Annotated in this window: 18 protein-coding genes; 3 read left to right on the top strand and 15 right to left on the bottom strand. The window is 63.6% G+C overall.

Translation table 11 applies throughout. The features are described 5' to 3' along the window. A partial coding sequence (locus tag FEZ63_RS00565; RefSeq protein ID WP_150941688.1) for an alpha/beta hydrolase occupies positions 1-792 on the bottom strand: 792 nt, incomplete at its 3' end. A gap of 163 nt (positions 793-955) precedes the next feature. Between FEZ63_RS00565 and FEZ63_RS00560 the strand changes: the two genes are divergently transcribed. Further along, positions 956-1,711 carry a DUF3750 domain-containing protein gene (locus FEZ63_RS00560; RefSeq protein WP_150941687.1) on the top strand — a complete coding sequence of 252 codons (756 nt, stop codon included), beginning with the start codon at positions 956-958 and terminating at the stop codon, positions 1,709-1,711. Positions 1,712-1,742: 31 nt separating this feature from the next. After that, entirely contained in the window at positions 1,743-2,729 is a 987-nt protein-coding gene (meaB, locus tag FEZ63_RS00555) for a methylmalonyl Co-A mutase-associated GTPase MeaB (protein WP_150941686.1), read from the top strand. Between the two features lie 233 nt (positions 2,730-2,962). Here meaB and FEZ63_RS00550 read toward each other — a convergent pair whose 3' ends face one another. Further along, on the bottom strand, positions 2,963-3,406 hold the full coding sequence (locus tag FEZ63_RS00550; protein ID WP_150941685.1) for an SRPBCC family protein: 444 nt from the start codon (positions 3,404-3,406) through the stop codon (positions 2,963-2,965). Between the two features lie 161 nt (positions 3,407-3,567). Between FEZ63_RS00550 and FEZ63_RS00545 the strand changes: the two genes are divergently transcribed. Continuing rightward, complete coding sequence (locus FEZ63_RS00545) at positions 3,568-4,716, top strand: adenylate/guanylate cyclase domain-containing protein (protein WP_150941684.1); 1,149 nt, start codon at positions 3,568-3,570, stop codon at positions 4,714-4,716. 254 nt (positions 4,717-4,970) lie between these two features. Here the strand turns inward: FEZ63_RS00545 and FEZ63_RS00535 are convergent, their stop codons facing one another. The 13 genes from FEZ63_RS00535 to FEZ63_RS00475 form a co-directional block, all read right to left on the bottom strand. After that, positions 4,971-6,158: a pyridoxal-phosphate-dependent aminotransferase family protein gene (locus FEZ63_RS00535; RefSeq protein WP_150941683.1), complete on the bottom strand. Its 1,188-nt coding sequence runs from the start codon at positions 6,156-6,158 to the stop codon at positions 4,971-4,973. Between the two features lie 156 nt (positions 6,159-6,314). Then, positions 6,315-7,925, bottom strand: a complete 1,611-nt coding sequence (locus FEZ63_RS00530) for an ABC transporter substrate-binding protein (protein ID WP_150941682.1) — start codon at positions 7,923-7,925, stop codon at positions 6,315-6,317. A gap of 49 nt (positions 7,926-7,974) precedes the next feature. Further along, on the bottom strand, positions 7,975-8,949 hold the full coding sequence (locus FEZ63_RS00525) for a dipeptide ABC transporter ATP-binding protein (RefSeq protein WP_150941681.1): 975 nt from the start codon (positions 8,947-8,949) through the stop codon (positions 7,975-7,977). 28 nt (positions 8,950-8,977) lie between these two features. Beyond that, positions 8,978-10,399 (bottom strand): M20/M25/M40 family metallo-hydrolase, encoded by a 1,422-nt coding sequence (locus FEZ63_RS00520; protein ID WP_150941680.1) that lies wholly within the window; start codon positions 10,397-10,399, stop codon positions 8,978-8,980. 16 nt (positions 10,400-10,415) lie between these two features. Next, on the bottom strand, positions 10,416-11,420 hold the full coding sequence (locus FEZ63_RS00515; RefSeq protein WP_150941679.1) for an ABC transporter ATP-binding protein: 1,005 nt from the start codon (positions 11,418-11,420) through the stop codon (positions 10,416-10,418). Next, positions 11,420-12,313: an ABC transporter permease subunit gene (locus FEZ63_RS00510; RefSeq protein ID WP_150941678.1), complete on the bottom strand. Its 894-nt coding sequence runs from the start codon at positions 12,311-12,313 to the stop codon at positions 11,420-11,422. The genes FEZ63_RS00515 and FEZ63_RS00510 overlap by 1 nt, the downstream gene beginning before the upstream one ends. After that, positions 12,310-13,320: an ABC transporter permease gene (locus FEZ63_RS00505; RefSeq protein WP_150941677.1), complete on the bottom strand. Its 1,011-nt coding sequence runs from the start codon at positions 13,318-13,320 to the stop codon at positions 12,310-12,312. The genes FEZ63_RS00510 and FEZ63_RS00505 overlap by 4 nt, the downstream gene beginning before the upstream one ends. Further along, positions 13,317-14,279 carry a LysR substrate-binding domain-containing protein gene (locus tag FEZ63_RS00500; RefSeq protein ID WP_150941676.1) on the bottom strand — a complete coding sequence of 321 codons (963 nt, stop codon included), beginning with the start codon at positions 14,277-14,279 and terminating at the stop codon, positions 13,317-13,319. Before FEZ63_RS00500 ends, FEZ63_RS00505 begins: the two co-directional genes overlap by 4 nt. A gap of 130 nt (positions 14,280-14,409) precedes the next feature. Continuing rightward, entirely contained in the window at positions 14,410-15,510 is a 1,101-nt protein-coding gene (locus FEZ63_RS00495) for an NAD/NADP-dependent octopine/nopaline dehydrogenase family protein (RefSeq protein WP_150941675.1), read from the bottom strand. Positions 15,511-15,532: 22 nt separating this feature from the next. Beyond that, positions 15,533-16,654 carry an NAD(P)/FAD-dependent oxidoreductase gene (locus tag FEZ63_RS00490; protein WP_150941674.1) on the bottom strand — a complete coding sequence of 374 codons (1,122 nt, stop codon included), beginning with the start codon at positions 16,652-16,654 and terminating at the stop codon, positions 15,533-15,535. Between the two features lie 88 nt (positions 16,655-16,742). Beyond that, on the bottom strand, positions 16,743-17,540 hold the full coding sequence (locus FEZ63_RS00485; protein ID WP_150941673.1) for an ABC transporter permease: 798 nt from the start codon (positions 17,538-17,540) through the stop codon (positions 16,743-16,745). Continuing rightward, on the bottom strand, positions 17,537-18,400 hold the full coding sequence (locus FEZ63_RS00480) for an ABC transporter permease (protein ID WP_201274049.1): 864 nt from the start codon (positions 18,398-18,400) through the stop codon (positions 17,537-17,539). Before FEZ63_RS00480 ends, FEZ63_RS00485 begins: the two co-directional genes overlap by 4 nt. Continuing rightward, positions 18,393-19,469 (bottom strand): ABC transporter ATP-binding protein, encoded by a 1,077-nt coding sequence (locus FEZ63_RS00475; RefSeq protein WP_150941671.1) that lies wholly within the window; start codon positions 19,467-19,469, stop codon positions 18,393-18,395. Before FEZ63_RS00475 ends, FEZ63_RS00480 begins: the two co-directional genes overlap by 8 nt. Positions 19,470-19,514: the final 45 nt, after the last annotated feature.

The raw sequence follows: 19,514 nt of genomic DNA, 5'->3' as shown, positions 1-19,514 counted from the left end.
CCGGTCGTTGGTGGAGCTGATGACGGTGATTTTCTTCGCGTCGGGACCGAGCCGCTCGAGGCCGCGTGCGAAAAGATCGATGTCGATATCGGGTGCTGCCATCACCACCGCGCCGATGCGGGACATGGCGCCCTCGCCGCCGGAGCCGCGCAGCATGCGCAGGGTCTCGAGCGTCAACAGGGTCCCCATGCTGTGCGCCACGATATGGATCCGCCCGCCGCTCGGCGATTTGGCAATCGCCGCGAGCAGGTCCTCGAGCGCATCGCGTGACCACATGGCGCTTTCGCGATCGCTCACATAGCTGAAGGTTGAACCGGCCGACGGCCAGGTGAAGAGCCCGGTGGCGCCGGGAAAGCGGATGCCTTCCGACAATTCGATGGTCGAGGTCGCGGCGGTCTCGAAGCTTTCGCGATATCCGTGAATGTAGAGCAGCAGATCGCGGCCGAGCGCCGCCTGCGCAAAGGATTGCGCGGCGGTGGTGCGATCGAGGGAATCGACCGACGCGATGCTCCAGCCACCGGAGGTCACGCGCCCCATCAACGAGCGATCGGGCGGCGTCAGGCGCGCCTCTGCGAACACCATCTCGGCCGAGCGCTGGGCGCTGAACCACGGCTTCTTGATCGGATCGGAGACCGGGAGGCGCGTGGTCGCAATGAGCAATCGCGGATCGTTCGACAGGCCGGCACGCGGCGATGTCGGCGTGCGGGACAAGATCGACTCGCCTCCAAGGCATCCGGACAACGCGAGACTTGCGAGAGCAATGACGGCGAGGCGACGGGCGGGGATGAGCATGGTGCCGGTGGGTGTGAGGACAAAGGTGGGCCCGCTCTGTCGCGTCCGAACGTGGCAGACACAAGGCAGGACCGAGGCTCGGGCCGATAAGCTGTCGAACGTGGTCAATCATTGGTGAACGGCCATCCGCTTGATGCGGCGCGGCTTGCGGCTTAAATCGGCAATGATGTCTCTCGCCCGTCTCCTCCTCGTCATGATCGGATTGTTCGTTCTCCCGCTTGGTGCCCATGCGGTGTGGTGGGCCATGCGCGACGACGTTGCGGCCAATTATCGCCAGGCCGATTGGTCGAGCGCCCGGCTTCTGTCTCCGCCGGCCGAGACGCCTCAGGCCATCGTGGCGGTCTATGCCGCCCGTGTGGGGCGGTGGCGCGGCATCTTCGCCCATCATACCTGGGTGGTGGTGAAGGAGGCCGGCGCCGACCGCTACACACGCTACGACAAGGTCGGCTGGGGAAGCCCGGTCCGCACCAATGGCTGGGCGCCGGACGGACGCTGGTTCGGCAATGCGCCCCGACTCATCGTGCTGATCGAAGGCGAGGCGGCGCAGCGGCTGATTCCGCAGATTCAGGCCGCGGTGGCGAGCTATCCCTATCGCGTCTCGGGCGACTACAACGCCTGGCCGGGGCCGAATTCCAACACCTTCGTGGCCCACGTGATGCGCTCGGTGCCGGAGCTCAGCGCCGCCCTGCCGCCGACCGCCCTGGGCAAGAACTGGCAGCCTTTCCGGGATATCGTCGGCCTCACCCCGAGCCGAACCGGGGTGCAGATTTCGCTCGGCGGCTACGCGGGCCTCTCGGTCGGCTGGATCGAGGGGATCGAGGTCGATCTCCTGGGCCTCGTCGCCGGCATCGACATTCGCCGGCCCGCCATCAAGATACCCGGCTGGGGACGGATCGGAATGGAACCGATCGTCTGGTGAAAAGCGGCCGCGAACACGCTAAAGCTGGTCCATGACCGGGGGCACCTCACGCAAGACCGATATCACGGCCGAGACCATCGCCCGCGGCGACCGCGCCGTGCTGGCGCGCGCCATCACGTTGATGGAATCGCGCCGCCCCGATCATCGCGCCAAGGCGCGCGAATTGCTGCAGGCGCTGATGCCGCGAACCGGGAACGCGGTCCGGGTCGGCATCACGGGGGTTCCTGGGGTTGGCAAATCCACGGCGATCGACACCCTTGGCAGCATGCTGACCGAGCGCGGCCACAAGGTGGCGGTGCTCGCCGTCGACCCGACCTCGAGCCGCAGCGGCGGCGCGATCCTCGGCGACAAGACGCGCATGGCCAAGCTCGCGATCGACCCGAACGCCTTCATCCGCCCCTCCCCCTCGTCGGGCACCCTCGGCGGGGTCGCGGCCAGGACCCGCGAGACGATGCTGCTCTGCGAGGCTGCCGGATTCGATGTGATTCTGGTGGAGACGGTTGGGGTCGGGCAGTCGGAGACGGCGGTCGCCGACCTGACGGATTTTTTCCTCGTACTGATGCTGCCCGGCGCCGGCGACGAATTGCAGGGGATCAAGAAGGGCATCCTCGAACTCGCCGACATGATCGCCGTCAACAAGGCCGACGATGACCGCATGCGGGCCAAGGCTGCGGCCGCCGACTACAAGTCGGCGCTTCGCATCCTGACGCCCGCCTCGGCCACCTGGAGGCCGCCGGTTGTCACCGTCTCGGGCCTGACCGGGCAAGGCCTCGACGAGCTCTGGAGCAAGGTGCTGGAGCACCGCAAACGCCTCGAGACAACGGGCGAACTCGCGGCGAAGCGGCGGGCGCAGGATGCCAAATGGATGTGGGCACTGGTCCACGAGCGCCTGCACGACCGCCTGACGCAGGATGCCGGTATGCGCAAGCAGGTGCCGGAGATCGAAAAGGCGATCGCGGCCGGGACCCTCTCACCGACCGCCGGCGCGGACGAGATCATCGGGCTTTTGGGACTTTAGGGGATAACGGATCCTCATCGTGAGGAAGCGCGACAGCGCTTTTGTAGGACGACGCATCGCAGAGTGCACTGGAAGATCCTTCGAGACGCCGCTACGCGGTTCCTCAGGATGAGGCGGAGCCCGGGAAGCAGCACCCACAGCCTCATGCTGAGGAAGGCCAAGGCCGGTCTCGAAGCACGACGCGGCGCCAGAGACCCGCTCGCTGCCGAATACGCGCGCTCGTTATAACGCCATCATGAGTGGCGCGGTGTGTCCGGTCCCGGGTCGCCGCCGGTGGCGGCTAACGCCAACCTTCCGAGGTAATGGGTCCAGCCCTGCTCGTGGCTGGCGCAAGCCTCCGCGTCGGGCAGACCGCTGTGGGTCATGCGCAACAGCGTCCCGCCCATCTGGTCGATCAGGTCGATTTCGATCAGACCCGATTCTGGTGGCGTCTTGTCGTGCCCCTCCCAACCAAAGCTGTAGGCGAGACGGTGGATCGGAATGACCTCAGTGAACCGCCCACGGGCGATGTTCTTGCCACTGACGTTGACGAGGTAGAGGCCGCCGGGATGCGGCTCCACTGTCGCCTCCGTGCCGATCCAGCGCAGGATCTTTTCCGGATCGGTGAGGAAGGCGAAGACGGTCGCGGGCGGTGCCGCGATCTGGATCTCACGTCGGACCACCAGCGGTTCAGTCATCGGAAGCTTCCTTCAAACCAAGCGATGTTCACGTCGGCCCGGTATGTGAAACCGGCGTGGCGCCCACCATTCCTAGTGCAATTATCCCCTCGTGCAAGGAATCTACTTTTCGCCACAACACGGCGATGACAGGCGCCGGCCGCCAGTACATGATCTCCTGCATGCGACTGCCCTCTGCCCTCGCCTGGCTGGTCGACGCGGCTAGCACCGTGCCTGGCGCCGACAATTTCCTGGCGACCCTCGGCGCGCAGTTGATCGCCGATGGCTTACCGCTCGCGGGCGGCGCGCTGACGCTGGCGGTCCCGCATCCTGTCATCGCCCGCCGCGCCTGGTTGTGGCGGGCGGAAACCGGAGCGGTGATCGAGGCGTTCGGTTTCGGGTCCCTTGGCGCGGCCGAGTCTGAGCAGGAAAATGTCGGCCGCGACTGGCTCGTCGGGCTTGGCACCGGAATGGTGGTGGTGGAGAGTGTCGCCGGCTCGGCACCAGACAGCCTGACGTCGAGCGGACCAGCACCAAACAGCCCGGTGCTGGGCTGGGCGGTCTGGCGGTCCCTCACCGAGGCCGAAACCGTGCTGTTGCATCAGGCGGCGCGTTTTGCTGCCGCGCCGCTCGCCGTCCTTGCCGCGCGGTCGACCCTTGCCGCGCTGCTCGAGGCCTATCTCGGCCGACGCAGCGCGGCGCAGGTGCTGGCCGGGCGGTTGCGGCGCGGGACTGGCGAGACCATCCGCGCGGTCCTGCTCTATGGCGATCTACGCGGCTTTACCGCGCTGTCGGAGGCGGTGGCGCCGGAGGCCGTGGTCGCCGCGCTCGACGCTTGGTTCGAGCGCATTGCCGGAGCCGTTCAGGCCTTCGGCGGAGAAGTGCTGAAATTCACTGGCGACGGCGTGTTGGCGATCTTTCCGGTTGGCCAACGGGGGCCATCTGACGCGTGCGAGGCCGCTCTACGCTCCGTCAGCGCGGCCCGGGCGGGCATGGCCCACCTCGATCAGGCACGCAGCCGCCAACGCCTGCCGCCCCTCCCCTTCGGCATGGCCTTGCATCTCGGCGACATGCTGTGGGGCAATATCGGCACCGCAGATCGGCTGGACTTCACGGCGATCGGCCCTGCCGTCAACCTGGTGTGCCGACTCGAAGGGCTGTGCAGGCCCCTCGGCCGCAGCGTGCTGATCTCGGGCGCGGTCGCGGCGGAGACGACAACGGCGTTGATCCCTTTAGGCGAGCACGTATTGCGCGGTATCGCCACGCCCTGCGCAGTCTTCACTCTGCCGGACGAAGCAGTCGCGCCGGTCGGCGTTCAGGTGCCTGACTGATGTAAGCCGGAAGGGTACGTCGCCATCTGGAAACCAGGCTCGTCACAAAGCCGTGTCTACGTGGGACAGCCAACATGTTGGTGCCCGGGAGACACGCCTGCGCGAGATTGGTCTTCTTCTGCTGAGTTATAAAACGTCAGCGACGCTAGACACGATCCAGGACGTTAACGGAAACATAAGGTCATCGATCTTGCAACACCGCTAGTTCCATCTGCGATACCGCCCAAAATCGGCCTTCCTCTGATTCCGATGCCTCATGCGCTTCCGGCGGGACCGGCATTGCCGCTGAGATAGCGGAGGGCCGCATCGAGACCGCCGGACTGGTGGGGAATGCCGCAAGCGCGCAGTCCCATCTCCACCCCCGAAAGCGTTCCCATCACCATAAGATCGTGAAAATCGCCGAGATGGCCAATGCGGAAAACCTTGTCCGCGAGCGGGCCGAGCCCGTTCCCGAGGGACATGTTGGATCGGCCGAGGATATCGGCGCGGAGGTTGTCGGCGGAATGACCTTCCGGGAGCCGCACCGCCGTCAGGGCCGAAGAATATTCGGCGGGATTTGCACATTGGATCTCGAAGCCCCAATGGCGGACGCAGCGCCGGGTTGCTTCGGCTGCGCGATCGTGACGCGCGAAGACGTTTTCGAGCCCTTCCTCGTGCAGCATGTCGATTGCGACCTTCAGACCCTGCAACAGATTGGTCGACGGGGTATAGGGGAAGAAACCCTTGTCGTTGATGGCGATCATCTCCTCCCAATCCCAGAAGGAGCGTGGAAAACCCGCGCCCTTGCCGGCCTTGAGTGCCTTCTGCGAAACGGCATTGAACGCAAGGCCGGGCGGCAGCATCAGACCCTTCTGCGATCCTCCGACCGTGACATCGGCGCCCCATTCGTCATGGCGATAATCGATCGAGCCGAGAGACGAAATCGTATCCACGAGCAGGAGTGCGGGATGGCCCGCATCGTCGATGGCGCGGCGCACAGCGGCGATGTCCGAGGTCACTCCGGTGGACGTCTCGTTGTGGACGACGGCGACTGCTTTGATCGTGTGCTCCTTGTCGTCGCGCAACCGCGCCTCGATAGCGCCGGCATCGACGCCCGACCGCCAATCGCCCGCGATAAACTCGGCTTCGATGCCGAGACGCTTCGCCATGCGGCTCCAGAGGGTAGAGAACCAGCCGGTCTCGAACATCAACACCTTGTCGCCCGGCGAAAGCGTGTTGACGAGCGCCGCTTCCCACGCCCCAGTCCCGGAGGCCGGATAGATGATGACAGGGTTGCCGGTCTTGAAGATCGTCCGGATGCCGCTTAGCACCTCGCACCCGAGCTTTGCGAATTCGGGGCCACGATGGTCGATCGTCGGCTTCGCGATCGCGGCGAGAACGGGGAGCGGCGTGTTGGTGGGGCCTGGGATCTGCAGAAAATGGCGGCCTGGCTGGTAAGTCATTGAAGGTCCTTCTTGGAATACCGATCGCGGGCCGGCGCGGCTCTGCCGTAGCGTCGGGAATCGTGTTGTTGAGCACGATGCGACCAGGGACGAGAACGCCCCTGGCTCACAATGAGCGCATGATGCCGCCCGGCATCGTGCGCCAACCGGTTGCAATCAATCCGCGAGACTGACGCCATAAAGCGGCGTGCCGCCGAAGGGCTGAACCTTGAAGTCTTTCACCTCCCTGCGGGCGGCTTCGAACTTGGCGCCGTTGCCGAGGAGCACACCCGGGATATCGGCCAGCCAGATCTCCTGTGCTTTTCGATAATGCTTCGCGCGCTGCTCCTGGTCGGAGATCTGACTTGCCGCGTCCATCTCCTTCTGGAAATCCGCATTGCACCAGTCCGGCGTGTTGTTCGGGCGCGGCTTTCCTTCGACGCATGTCCAACGGCCGGTGATGCTGTGGCCGGGGTCGGGGAAGTCCCACATGCCGCCGGTCATGCCGACGCTCGCCTCGCGATTGCGGATGCGCTTGATGTACTCGCCCCATTCATAGGTGACGATCTTGGCCTTCACGCCGATCTTCGCCCAATCCGCCTGAATCATCTCGGCGGCCCGACGTCCGTTCGGCATATAGGGCCGTGCGATAGGCATCGCCCAGAGATCGGTCGTGAATCCTTCCGGATAACCCGCCTCCGCAAGAAGAGCCTTGGCTTTCTCGGGATCGTAGGCGCGCGGCTTGAGCTCGTCATTGCGACCCCACAGAGTCGGCGGCACAAGCGATCCGGTCGTCTTGGAGCCGGGAAAGAACACCGCCTTGTTGATCGCCTCGAGATCGATCGCATGGGCGAGCGCCTCACGTACGCGCTTGTCGGAGAACGGCTTCTCCTTCAGCTTGAACGTGATGTAGCTCATGTCAGCGACGGGGCCCTGAACGAGTTCAAGCTTCGGATCGGCCTTGATCGTCTCGAAATCCGGCATGTTCGGATAGCGTGCGATATGGCACTCGCCGGCCTTCAGCTTGGCGATGCGCACTGACGGTTCCGGTGCGATGAGATACACCACATTGTCCACTTTCGCGGCCATGTCCGGTGTCGCGTTGCCCCAATAGCCGGGGAACTTCTTCATGCGCACTTCAGTATCGCGCTGGAAGCGCACGAGAGAAAACGGGCCCGTGCCGACGGGCGCCGTGTCGATCTGGTCCGGCGTGCCGGCTTTCAACATTTTGTCCGCATGTTCTGCCGACATGATCGCGAAGGATCCGTCGGAGAGCGACCCTACGAAGGCGGCAGTGGGCACGTTCAGGGTGAACCGAACCGTGTAGTCGTCGACCTTTTCGAGCTTGGCGATCTTTCCCGCCAGAACATTTTCATAAGTAGCGTAAGCCGCGCCTCCGACCTTGTGAAACGGGTGGTCCCGATTGCCCTGTCGTTCGAAGGTGAAGATCACATCGTCTGCATTCATGTCGCGGGTCGGCGTGAAGGTCTTGTTGGACTGCCACTTCACACCCTTGCGCAGCTTGAACTCGAAAACCTTGGCATCGGGCGACGCGGTCCAGGTTTCGGCAAGACCCGGCACGATCGCCGCGCCGCCGCGCTCGACCATCACGAGCTTGTTGTAGATGTTCTCCGTGACGTCATAGGTCGTGCCCGAGGTCGTGTATTGCGGGCTTAACGTGTCGGGATTGCCCTCCGTACACACGATGAGGGTGGAGGCAACGGCAGGCGCCGACAGGAAGAGACCTGCGGCGAAAATCGGAGCGACAAGGCATCGGTTGCGTTTCATGAAATTCTCCTCTGTTTCGTGATTTTTTGGTTTCTTGCTCTTGTGGCGGTCAGGGTCGCTGCTCGGCAAAATGACAGGCGACCAATCGGTCTTCGACGTTGCGCACCTCCGGTCGAACCTCGCGGCAGATGTCTCTGGCCATCGGACAACGCGGGTGAAAGACGCAGCCTTTCGGAAGCGCGAAGGCTGATGGCGGTTCGCTGACTTTGACGTCCAGTACGACCGGTTCCGGCTCGAACGAGATCGTCGGGGCAGCGGCGAGAAGCGTGCGCGTATAGGGATGCCGCGGATTGGAGAAGATCGCGTCGCGGCTGCCGAATTCCATCAGGCGACCATAATAGAGAACCAGGACCTCGTCGGCGATCACCCGCACGACAGACAAGTCGTGGCTGATGAACAGGTATGAGAGACCGAACTCCTCCTGCAGATCCATGAGCAGATTCAGAATTTGCGCCTGGATCGAGATATCGAGAGCAGAAACTGGCTCGTCGGCGATGACGATCTTCGGCGTCAGCATCAGCGCCCTGCCGATTGCGATACGTTGGCGCTGGCCACCGGAGAACATGTGCGGAAAGCGCCAGTAATGCTCCGGCCGCAAGCCTACTTTCGCCAGCATGGCCCGCGCTCGCTCCGCCCGCACCTGCGCAGGGCCGAAACCTTGCACGAACAGCGGCTCTTCCATGATGCGCCCGACACTCTTGCGCGGGTTGAGCGAGCCGTAAGGATTCTGAAACACCATCTGGACGGTGCTGCGCTGGCGCTTGCGTATTTCTTGCGATCTCGTGCGCGTGTCCTCGCCAGCAACGACGATCTCGCCGCCATCCGGCTCCTCGAGCAGGCTGAGAATGCGGGCCAGCGTCGACTTGCCCGACCCGGATTCGCCGACGACCGCCAGCGTGCGGCCGGCACGCAGGTCGAACGAGATGTCGTCGAGCGCATGGACGCGTGCGGACTTCTCGAATAGTCGCCCCGGCACCTCATAGATGCGCCGGATGTTGCGTGCCGAGAGGAGCGGTGTCGTCATGGGCCCGGCTCCGCGATCATACTGGTCCTCACGCGCCCGCTGCCGCACGTGGCGACGCGCCTGCCGCAGGTTTTTCTTCCGCGACGATCGCGCCGATCTCCGATATCAGCATCGGCCAGCAGCGCAGGCCCTCGCGAATGCTCTCGATGGCGTAGGATTCGTTCGGCGCATGCACGCCGTCCGCTGGCAGGCCGAAGCCGAACATCAGGGTGTCGGCGCCGAGCTTCTCGCGGAAGATCGACGTCACCGGAAGAGTGCCGCCGTGGCGCACGCGCACGGGAGCCTTTCCGGTCTCGCGCCTCAGGATGCGATCCGCCGCGATGAGCAGCGGATTGTCTTTGGGCAAGGTGTAGGCTGGCGCGCCGCCGCCATAGGTTTTCACGACCAGACGCGCGCCCTTGGGACAAGCAGCCTCGAGGTGCCGCTTGATCGCTTGCGCGATTGCATCGGGGTCCTGCCCCGAGACAAGGCGCGCGGTGATCTTGGCATGCGCCGCGCTTGGAATGATCGTCTTGCTGCCGGGACCGGTATATCCGCCCCATATGCCGTTGATCTCGACCGTCGGCAGCAGCACGAGACGCTCATGCGCCGTATAGGCGGGATCACCGTGCGCCATGCCATCGAAGGTCGCAAAGAACGCGTCCTCGTCCAGCCCCAGCTCCGCGACTTCCGCCCGTTGAGCCGACGTCGGCAGGATGGAGGGATCGAGCATACCCTCGACGAGAATGCGACCCTCGTTGTCGTGCAGGGATGCGAGCAGACGGGCCATGTCCTGAAGCGCATTGTGGGTGGTGCCGCCATATCGCCCCGAATGCAGGTCCCGGGCCGACGTTTCCAGCGTGAGTTCGAGTTTGATGATGCCGCGGCAGCCGACATTGAGGGCAGGCCAGAATCCCATGCGCCCGCCATCCGCCGAGAGAACGAGGTCCGCCTTGAGCAGGTCGCCGGATTGATCGAAGATCTTCGGCAGGCTCGGCGCGCCGATCTCCTCTTCGCCCTCGAACAGCACCTTGAGGTTCAGCGGGAATTCGCCCTCGACCGCAAGGAAGGCCGCGAGCGACTCGATCGCGATGGTGGAGGATCCCTTGTTGTCGGACGCCCCGCGACCGTAGAGCCGGTCGCCCTTTCGCGTAAGCTCGAAGGGTGGCGTCTGCCATTGATCGAGCGGATCCGGCGGCTGCACGTCGTAATGGCCGTAGACCAGGAGCGTCGGCTTTCCGGGAGCGTGGAGCCAATCGCCATAAATCGCCGGATGTCCGCCGCCATCGAGAAGCTGAAGGTTTTCGAGCCCGACCTTCGCGAAGCGATTCATGAGGAATTCGCGCGCCGATGCCATTCCGGCGGCGAAGGCCGGATCCGCACTGACACTCGCGCAAGCCACATAGGCGCGCAGACGCTCGATGATCTCGTCCGTCATACCTTCGAGGTGTTGAACGACGCGTTCACTCATGGACTTTCCTCATTGTCTATCGCGCGTGCACGAGATGCGCTTCCTCGCGCAGATCGAGCCTGTGCGCCGGGAAGTGACAGCGGACGCGACGATGCGGTCCGTGGCTTTCAAAGGCGGGCCGCCCCTCGCGGCAGATCGGCGCGACGAGGCGGCAGCGATCACCGAAGATGCAGCTCTCGGGACGCGCGCCGAGCGGCGGCACCAGACCGGGAATTGTCGGCAGGCGCCGATGGGCGCCCGCGTGCTCCGGCAGCGCGTCGAGGAGAGCGCGCGTGTAGGGATGCTGCGGTGAGGTGAAGAGGGCGCGCGTTTCGGCCTCCTCCACCCCCTCGCCCGCATACATGACCATCACCCGGTGCGCCGTCCGGGCAAGAACGCCGAGATCATGGCTGATGAGGATGAGCGACATGCCGGTGTCGCGCTGCAGCTTCGACAGGAGATCGAGGATCTGTTTCTGAACTGTCACGTCGAGCGCGGTTGTCGGTTCGTCCGCGATCAGAAGGCGCGGGTTGCGCGCGATCGCCATGGCGATCATCACGCGCTGGTTCATGCCGCCGGAAAGCTGGTGCGGATAAGCCGAAAGCCGCTTCTCCGGGGCGGGAATGCCGACCTGCTGAAGCAACTCGATCACCCGATCGCGCCGCCGCCCCCTGCCCCGCATCCTGCCGATCCGCAGCGTTTCGTCGATCTGCCATCCAACGGTGAAGCATGGATTGAGAGACGCCATTGGGTCCTGGAAAATGATGCTCATGTCCTGCCCGACGACCCGTCTGCGCGCGCGGGTGGAAAGCGCCAGTAGGTCATGCGTGCCGAACCGCATGACATCGGCCGTCACGCGGCTGTCCGGCGGAAGAAGTCCGAGGATCGCCAACGCGGAGACGCTCTTGCCGGATCCGGACTCGCCGACGATGCCGAGGATCTCGCCCTCATCGAGCGTGAGATCGAGACCCTCCACGACGCGGGCATAGCCCCGCGCCGTGGGAAAGCTGACCGAAAGATTTCTGACGTCGAGGTATGCCATCAGCGCCTCAATTTGGGATCGAGGGCATCGCGCAAGCCATCGCCGACGAGATTGAAGCAAATGACCGTGACGAGGATGCAGGCGCCGGGAAAGGTCACCATCCACCAGGCGCTCTGGAGATAGGCCAGGGAGCCGGACAGCATCGTACCCCATTCCGGCGTCGGCGGCTGGGCGCCGAGACCAAGAAAGCCGAGCGCCGCGGCGTCGAGGATCGCGTTGGCAAAACCGAGCGTCGCTTGGATGATGAGCGGCGCGACGCAATTCGGAAACACCGTGCGCACCATCAGGTGGAACCGGCCCGCTCCGGCGCTCCGGCTGGCGGACACATATTCCCGGGACAGTTCGCGTAGAGCAGACGCGCGGGTCAAGCGGGTGAAGCTCGGCATCATCACGATCGCGACCGCGAGCATGGCGTTGAAAAGCCCTGGTCCGACGACGGCGACCACGACCACCGCGAGAACGAGGCCGGGAAACACCAGGAGAATGTCCATCACCCGCATGATCGCGGTATCGATGAGACCGCCGAAAAAAGCCGCGACCAAGCCGAGCGCGCAGCCGACCACCAACGAGATGGTCACAACGATGATGCCGATCAGAATCGACAGCTGCGCGCCATGGAGGAGGCGCGAGAGAATATCGCGACCGATATCATCGGTTCCAAGCGGGAATGCCACCTTGCCGCCTTCCAGCCATGCCGGCGGCAGGAGAATATCCTTCCGAAACTGCTCGATGGGATCGTGCGGCGCGACCACGCTGGCGCAGATTGCGAGGAGCACGAGCACCACGAGCACCACGCTCGATACCAGAGCGGCGCGGTTGCGCGCGAAGCTCTTCCACAATTCGACGGCCCGCGACGGGATCTTCTCGGGAACCGCGAGGATTGCGTCGCTCATCGGCGGCTCCTGATGCGAGGATCGAGGAGGCCGTAGGTCACGTCGACGCCGAGATTGACCAGCATCGCCATCACCCCGATGAGAAGGACGCCGCCCTGCAGGACGGGATAGTCGCGCGTGCTGACCGAACCGACGAGCCAACGTCCGATGCCAGGCCAGGAGAAGACCGTTTCTGTAAGGATCGCGCCAGCAACCAGGGAGCCGACCTGAAGACCCATGATGGTCACAATCGGAATCATGGCGTTGCGCAATGCATGCACGAGCAGGATGCGCGCGCGCGACGCGCCTTTCGACTGCGCCGTTCGAATGTAATCTTCCCCCAGCACCTCCAGCATCGACGAACGGGTCATGCGGGCGATGACTGCGAGAATGCCGGTTCCGAGCACGATTGTCGGCAGGACGAGATGGCGCAAGGCCGATCTGAATGCCTCATAATCCTTGGCGAGGAGCGCATCGATGGTGAGAAAGCCCGTGACGCTCTCAACGTAGTAAGCCGCGGACAATCGGCCGGAAACCGGCAGCAGGCCGAGTTGAACCGAGACCAGGAGGATCAGCATCATGCCCCACCAGGGCACCGGCATCGACGCGCCCGTCACTGACACGCTCATGACGCCGTAATCGATCCAGGAATTGCGAAACACCGCCGCCGTGATGCCGAGAAGGATTCCGAAGATGGAAGCGAAGATCACGGCGCAGATGGTGAGTTCCAGCGTCGCCGGCAGAAGCGTGATAAACTCCTCCCAAACCGGGCGATTGGTGGTGAAGGAGGTTCCGAAGTCGCCGCGCAGAAGATGCTGGATATAGATCAGGAATTGCTGCGGCAGCGACAAATCGAGGCCGAGATCGCGACGGAATGCGTCAAGCTGCTCGGGCGTGAGGTCCATGTCGCCGTAGCGGACCTCGATAGGATCGCCAGGGATCAGTCGAACGAAGGAAAATGCCAGCAGAACCGCGCCCAGCAACGTGGTGAGTACGATGGCGGCCTTCCGGGCAAGCAACCGGATCATGCGACCGCTTTGCGCGATGAGGGTTTCGCCGTTCCCCTGGCACGGCTCCTTGGGGCGCCGGCGCGTCCCAGAATCCGATCCCGCTCCTCGGAGACGGCGCTCATGAATTGCCGCACGAGCGTGGAGCGTGCCGCGTAACTCGGGAAGAGCACGCCGAAATTGAACTTGAGCTCCGGGCGGAACGGCCGGGCGACGAGTCCCTGCCGCTCGTAGAGATGCGCGGTGAAAGGATCGACGATCGTCACGCCCGCCCCCTCCTCCACCAATCGACACGCGACGGCCGCCAGCGGGGTCTCGATCTGGACGTCGCAATGAACGCCCGCATCTTCGAACATGTGGCGGATGGAAGCCTGCATGCGCCCGTTGGGACCGCTGTGGATAAAGGGAACGTTTCGCAGATCTTTCGGCTCGATGAATTTCTTCGCGCTGAGAGAATGTGCCGCCGGCATGACGCAGACGCCTTCCGCCTCATCGAACAGTTCGGTCTGAATGCCCGGCTTGTCCACGGGGAGATTGGCGAAGCCGATGTCAAATTGCTGCGACGTGATCCAGTGCGGCAGCGCGTCCGTGCGTTCGATCTGCAGCGTCGCAACGACCCCGGGCCGCTCTTTCATGAACCGCGCCAGCACCCCGGGTAGGAAGGCGTGCGCCAGCGCCGGCATGCTGACGATCCGCAGCGAGCCGACGCGGTGGTGCCTGATATTGTCCGCATGCTGCATGACCTCATCGAGGCCATGAAAGGATCGCTCGACTCCCTGGTGCAGAGCGAGCGCCTCTGCCGTCGGCACCGTCCGCCCATCGATCCGGGTGAACAACGTGAAGCCGACCGCCTGCTGGAGTTGCTGCACCAGACGGCTGATCGACGGCTGCGAGATGCCCAGGAGCTGGGCGCCTTTCGTGAAGCCGCCAGCCAGATGAACGGCGCGGAATGCTTCCAGGTGACGATGAGTTATGCGCATCTGGTCCCCATACGTTATTCGAATGGAAGTTCGAATTTCATTCGGCGTCAAGCACAAACATCAATCAATCGACCGTTTGTTTTCATGGACACTATGCAGTACGTAAATCTTCTCTCGACCGCCATTTACATTACGCTTGGTGATGTTCGGGTTCTTGCAATGGCCAACCCTCCCTCACCAAGCTCATGAGCGTCTCCCTTGGCAGATCGGCCAATCCGACCGCCGGGAGGAGATCGTTGTCCTTCGCGAGGTCGCGACCGTAGAGAGCAGAGAAGACATTGAGGCCAGCCTCGTGCAGGCTGACATCCGTTCCGATCATGCGACCGAGAAGGAGGTTCTGCAGAAGTCCGAATGGAACATCTTCAAGAACATAGCGGGTGTCGATCGTTGCCGGCCCCGCAGTTCGCTCTGTTCGTGTCAGGAGGAGACGGGCGGTCTCGCCGATCGGTGCGTCGGGAACGCCATAGGTCAGGGAATAATGCTCGCGCATCGTCCTCACCGTCAGGCCGAAGCGGGATGCAATGGCCAGGCGCTCCTTGTCGATCGCTTCGAGCAGGCGCCCGACGGCATCCGTCATGTTTTCGGTCTGTCCCCAATCCTCCCCGCGTTCCATGCGCGTGAAGTTGGACAGGGCAAGCGCCATGTGGCTCTGCGGATTGACGTTGCTCAGGGCGATGGCGAGGATGTCGGAACGTTGCACAAAACGGTCGCCGAACAGCGCGACGCACGTCGCAAGGCCCCGTTCGTTCTCACTCACCGGGAGTGTCGCGAGATCGACCTTGCCCCGCAGAGTGGCGATCTTAACCGACGTCAGCGAGCGCTGGCGCGCGCGCAGAACCGTGGTGCTCCAGGCAACGATCGGTACGGAGAGCCCGCGCTCAGCCAGTTTTTTTGCCAGATAGAGCGCGCCGAGCGACGCGTGGGAGCTGATGATGACCACTTGCGCGGCGGTCAGGTGCGGCGCCATGGCATCCATCACCACTTTGTGCCCGTTGGCCGGCAACGCAAGAAGAATCGCATCGGCGTCCGCGACCGCATCGGCGCAGGTGACTGCGATCTCCGGATGGAATTGTCCCTCCACCTTGCCTTCGCTGATCAACGCTTCGCCCCGCGCGAGCGCCTCCGTCCGCTTTCCTGATGGCGACCAGAGAACGGCCGTGTGTCCGTTCGCGCTCAGAAAAGCAGCACTGCCGAAGGCAATCGCCCCGGCTCCCATGATTGCAACGCGCATGATTTCCGTTTCCTGAGTTGAGCTAGTTGAAGAAGCGGCTCGGGCGGAACTCGCTGAGTTCCGGACGTTTCGTGCCATGCACGATTTCATCGGTGACAGCCTGCCCGAGGAACGGGCCGAGCGTGACGCCGCTATGGGTCACCACGACATAATATCCGCTTAAATCCGGCACTGGGCCGACGGCCGAATAGGAATCGCGCGGCACGGGTCGAATGGCGATCCGCACCGCCTCCACCTCGATCGGCCCCAGCACCGGCAGAACCTGCTTTGCCCGCCGGAGAAGATCCTGCGCCTGGGGATGCAATGGCACAGCGTTCGATTCCGCCGCGACCAGCTTGTCGAGCTCGTTCGAGCGCAGCATGAACCGGCCGCCGCCATCAGGACGCATATTGACGAGCGGCGTGCGCAACGCGCGCTTGAGTTTCACGCCCGCCGCCTGCGTGTATGCGATGAGGCCGACGGTGGGCGCGAGCGGGATCTGGTATGCGCTCTTTTCCGCCACGTCGTTGGACCAGCGTCCCGAGCAATTCACCACGATATCGGCCTGATGCGTGGTGCCGTCGTGGAGCGTGACGCCCTCGCAGCGGCCGCGATGAACCTGCAAGCCGACCACCTTGCCCGTGACGAGCGTGAGACCATACCGTTCGATCGCGCCGCCGATAACGGAGCCGGCGTAGACGACCGCATCGCACCAGCCGTCGTTGGGATAGAAGATGACGGACGCATTGCCGACCACGTCGGGGTTCAATTCCGGTTCGAGTTTTCGCAGATCGTCATGCGAAAGGCTCTCCGCCGGATAGCCCCATTCCTGAAGCAGCTTCAGCTTCTGGAAAGGATCGGAACCGTCTGTGCCGCCGGCCTCCGGCTGGGCTCCCTGCCACTGGATCACACCCGGGCGATGATACCAGTTGGCATCCGAGAATTCCTCGAGGATCTGGGCATGGGCCTCGCGTCCGGCGAAGTTGAGGTCGTAGTAAGGCTTCGAGGTCAGCTTTTCGCACGCATTCACCCAGGCGAAACTGACGCCCGACGTACCACCCCCGACGCGACGTTCCTCGATGAGCGTGACGGATGCACCCGCCTGCGCAAGACGATAAGCGACGGACGAACCGACGATGCCGGCACCTACAACGATGGCTTTCATGCTATGAACCCTGAGAACGTTTCTTGATTGTCGGGAAGAAGTGCGGGGGCGTTGCCACGCGGAACCCGTCGGAGGTGCGCGGAAGGCATCATTTTCCCGGCCCCACGAGCGTGCGATCGAGGCCGTAGACGCGGTCGACGATGAACATCAGCAGGAACGTGCCGAAAATGACGACCGTCGATACGGAGGCGACAAGAGGATCGATGGACTCCTCGATATAGTGGTACATGCGCACCGGCAGCGTCATCGATGACGGCGTGGCGACGAACACCGTCATCGTCACCTCGTCGAAGCTCTGGATGAAGGAAATCATCCAGCCGCCGGCCACGCCCGGGATGATCATTGGAAGCAGGATGCGCCGGAACATCGTCCAGTTCGTCGCGCCGAGCGAAACCGCTGCGCGTTCGATGGCCGGATCGGCTGTCGTCAGCGATGCGAGAACGAGCCGCAGGCCATAAGGGAAAATGATGAGGATGTGGCTTCCGATCAGGGCGATGAATGAGCCGGAAACCCCGACCTGGGTGAAAAAGCGCAGAAAGGCGACGCCCAGGACCACATGCGGAATGATCAGCGGCGACAGGAAGAATGCGACGAGCCCATCCCGTCCGGGAAAGCGGTAACGCGACAATGCGAGCGCGGCGGGCACGGCGAGCAGGATCGCGCCGGTCGCCGCGATCAACCCGAGCATGATGCTCATGCCTAGAGCGTTTATGAATTGCTGGTTGTCGAGGATGGCATAGAACCAGCGCAGCGACAGGCTGGTCGTCGGCAGGACGAGCAGATTCTCCGGCGTGAACGACATCCATATCACCACGACGAGCGGCGCCAGCATGAAGGCGACGAAAAGGCCGTTGAAGGTGATGGCGAGAGGGCCGTTGCGCGTCATCGCGTGGTCCTCGCGTAGCGGCGTTCGAGAAGGTTGTTGTAGGTCAGCATGATGGCGGCGTTGACCACGAGCAGCACGATGGCGATCGCTGCCCCCAGCGGCCAGTTGAGGGTGCCGAGAAACTCGTCGTAGGTCGCGGTGGCGACGACCTTCAGCTGCCGACCGCCGATGATCGCAGGTGTTGCGAAAGCGCTCGCCGCGAGTGCAAACACGATGAGCGATCCTGAGAGAATGCCCGGAATGATCTGCGGCAGGATGATGCGCCGGAAAACCGTGGCCTCACTCGCCCCGAGCGACAGCGCGGCGCGCGCGACCTTCGGGTCCAGCCTTTGCAGCGAGGCCCAGACGGAAATCACCATGAAGGGGACGGACACATGGACGAGCGCGATCACGATGCCGTGGACCGTATAGAGAAGAGGAATCGGTCCTGTTCCGAGCCCCAGCGCGCCGAGAACCTGATTGATGACGCCGTTGCGCCCAAAAAGCAGCGCCCATCCGAGCGTGCGAACGACGACTGAAATGAGCAGCGGGGAGATGCTGACGATCAGAAAGATCGATCGCCATGGCGGCTGCATCCGGGAGAGAACATAAGCTTCCGGTGCGCCGATCAGCACGCACAGAACCGTCGTGGCGAGCGCGATGCCGATCGTTCGCAGGAAGATGGTATGATAATAGGGGTCGCTCAGCGCATCCCTGTAGTTCCCGAGCGTGACGCCATCGATCACGCCGGTCGTCAGATCGTAGTTCTGAAAGCTCAGGATCGCCGTCATCACAAGCGGCGTCACGAGAAGAGCCGCGAATAGGAGCAGCGCAGGAAGGCTGAGAAGATAGGGGATCCGGCCCTTCGAAGCCTCAGCCATTGTCGGTTCCATCCCGGATGAGAGCCACATCCTCAGGGCGCCAGCTCAAGGACAGCGGCTGCATTTCGGCGAATGCAGGCTCGCCGCGATGAAGGTCGCAGACCAGCACCGTTCCCGCCGGAGTATCGATCACGAACAGCCAGGAGCTCCCCTGAAACACGCGAGAGACGAGTGTACCATTCAGGAAACCCTCTCCCGGAGCCGCCAGCTGGATCTTCTCGGGGCGCAAGGCCAAAACCACCGCGTCCCCGATAGCGACGGCTGCTCGAGCATGGGCGGCAACCGGAGAGCTGCAACCATCGATCTGAACGGACAGGGACGACCCGGCGACGCTCACTACACGTCCCGGAAGCTGCGAGGATTTGCCGACAAAGCTCGCGGCGAATTGCGTGCGGGGATTGTCATAAAGCGTGAGCGGATCGGCGAATTGGACGATGCGACCCGCATCCATCACGGCGATGCGGTCGCAGGTGGCGAGCGCCTCGGCTTGATCGTGCGTGACCATGATGGTAGTCGTGCCCACGCGCCGCTGAATGGCGCGCAATTCCACCTGCATCTCCTCCCGCAACTTCGCGTCGAGATTGGAGAGCGGCTCGTCCAGGAGGAGGAGCGACGGCTCGATCGCGAGCGCCCGCGCTACCGCGACGCGCTGCTGCTGCCCGCCGGACAGCTGACGCGGATAGCGGTCCGCCAAATGTTCGAGCCTGACGAGAGAAAGAGCGTGCTTCGCGCGGCTTTCGCGGTCGGCCCGCGGCAGTTTGCGCATCTCCAGACCGAAGGCAACGTTCTCCGAAATCGTCATGTGGGGAAAGAGCGCATAGCTCTGAAAGACCACACCCATCTCGCGTCGGTTGGCTGGAATCCCCGCAAGATCCCTGCCGTCGAGAACCACGCGGCCACTAGTGGCGTCTTCGAATCCGGCGACGATGTTGAGCGTCGTGGTTTTTCCGCAGCCCGACGGACCGAGCAGCCCGATGAATTCGCCGGGCTCTATCGCAAGGTCGATCCCGTTAAGCGCAGTGAAGCTCCCGAAGCGCTTGACCAGCGATTCGATGACGATCTTGCTCATGTTGTTCTCAAATCCGATTGGGAATCCGGCCCGCCTTCACCCGAG

This window comes from Microvirga brassicacearum, from assembly GCF_008757455.1.
In the GTDB taxonomy this organism is placed as follows: Bacteria; Pseudomonadota; Alphaproteobacteria; order Rhizobiales; family Beijerinckiaceae; genus Microvirga; species Microvirga brassicacearum.
This window is presented reverse-complemented; position numbering and strand designations above follow the sequence as displayed.

What these genes read in the sequence shown, in the direction of transcription:
- FEZ63_RS00560 (WP_150941687.1), top strand. Translation starts at nt 956, where the DNA reads ATGATGTCTCTCGCCCGTCTCCTCCTCGTCATGATCGGATTGTTCGTT.
- meaB (WP_150941686.1), top strand. Translation starts at nt 1,743, where the DNA reads ATGACCGGGGGCACCTCACGCAAGACCGATATCACGGCCGAGACCATC.
- FEZ63_RS00550 (WP_150941685.1), bottom strand. Translation starts at nt 3,406, where the DNA reads ATGACTGAACCGCTGGTGGTCCGACGTGAGATCCAGATCGCGGCACCG.
- FEZ63_RS00545 (WP_150941684.1), top strand. Translation starts at nt 3,568, where the DNA reads ATGCGACTGCCCTCTGCCCTCGCCTGGCTGGTCGACGCGGCTAGCACC.
- FEZ63_RS00535 (WP_150941683.1), bottom strand. Translation starts at nt 6,158, where the DNA reads ATGACTTACCAGCCAGGCCGCCATTTTCTGCAGATCCCAGGCCCCACC.
- FEZ63_RS00530 (WP_150941682.1), bottom strand. Translation starts at nt 7,925, where the DNA reads ATGAAACGCAACCGATGCCTTGTCGCTCCGATTTTCGCCGCAGGTCTC.
- FEZ63_RS00525 (WP_150941681.1), bottom strand. Translation starts at nt 8,949, where the DNA reads ATGACGACACCGCTCCTCTCGGCACGCAACATCCGGCGCATCTATGAG.
- FEZ63_RS00520 (WP_150941680.1), bottom strand. Translation starts at nt 10,399, where the DNA reads ATGAGTGAACGCGTCGTTCAACACCTCGAAGGTATGACGGACGAGATC.
- FEZ63_RS00515 (WP_150941679.1), bottom strand. Translation starts at nt 11,420, where the DNA reads ATGGCATACCTCGACGTCAGAAATCTTTCGGTCAGCTTTCCCACGGCG.
- FEZ63_RS00510 (WP_150941678.1), bottom strand. Translation starts at nt 12,313, where the DNA reads ATGAGCGACGCAATCCTCGCGGTTCCCGAGAAGATCCCGTCGCGGGCC.
- FEZ63_RS00505 (WP_150941677.1), bottom strand. Translation starts at nt 13,320, where the DNA reads ATGATCCGGTTGCTTGCCCGGAAGGCCGCCATCGTACTCACCACGTTG.
- FEZ63_RS00500 (WP_150941676.1), bottom strand. Translation starts at nt 14,279, where the DNA reads ATGCGCATAACTCATCGTCACCTGGAAGCATTCCGCGCCGTTCATCTG.
- FEZ63_RS00495 (WP_150941675.1), bottom strand. Translation starts at nt 15,510, where the DNA reads ATGCGCGTTGCAATCATGGGAGCCGGGGCGATTGCCTTCGGCAGTGCT.
- FEZ63_RS00490 (WP_150941674.1), bottom strand. Translation starts at nt 16,654, where the DNA reads ATGAAAGCCATCGTTGTAGGTGCCGGCATCGTCGGTTCGTCCGTCGCT.
- FEZ63_RS00485 (WP_150941673.1), bottom strand. Translation starts at nt 17,540, where the DNA reads ATGACGCGCAACGGCCCTCTCGCCATCACCTTCAACGGCCTTTTCGTC.
- FEZ63_RS00480 (WP_201274049.1), bottom strand. Translation starts at nt 18,400, where the DNA reads ATGGCTGAGGCTTCGAAGGGCCGGATCCCCTATCTTCTCAGCCTTCCT.
- FEZ63_RS00475 (WP_150941671.1), bottom strand. Translation starts at nt 19,469, where the DNA reads ATGAGCAAGATCGTCATCGAATCGCTGGTCAAGCGCTTCGGGAGCTTC.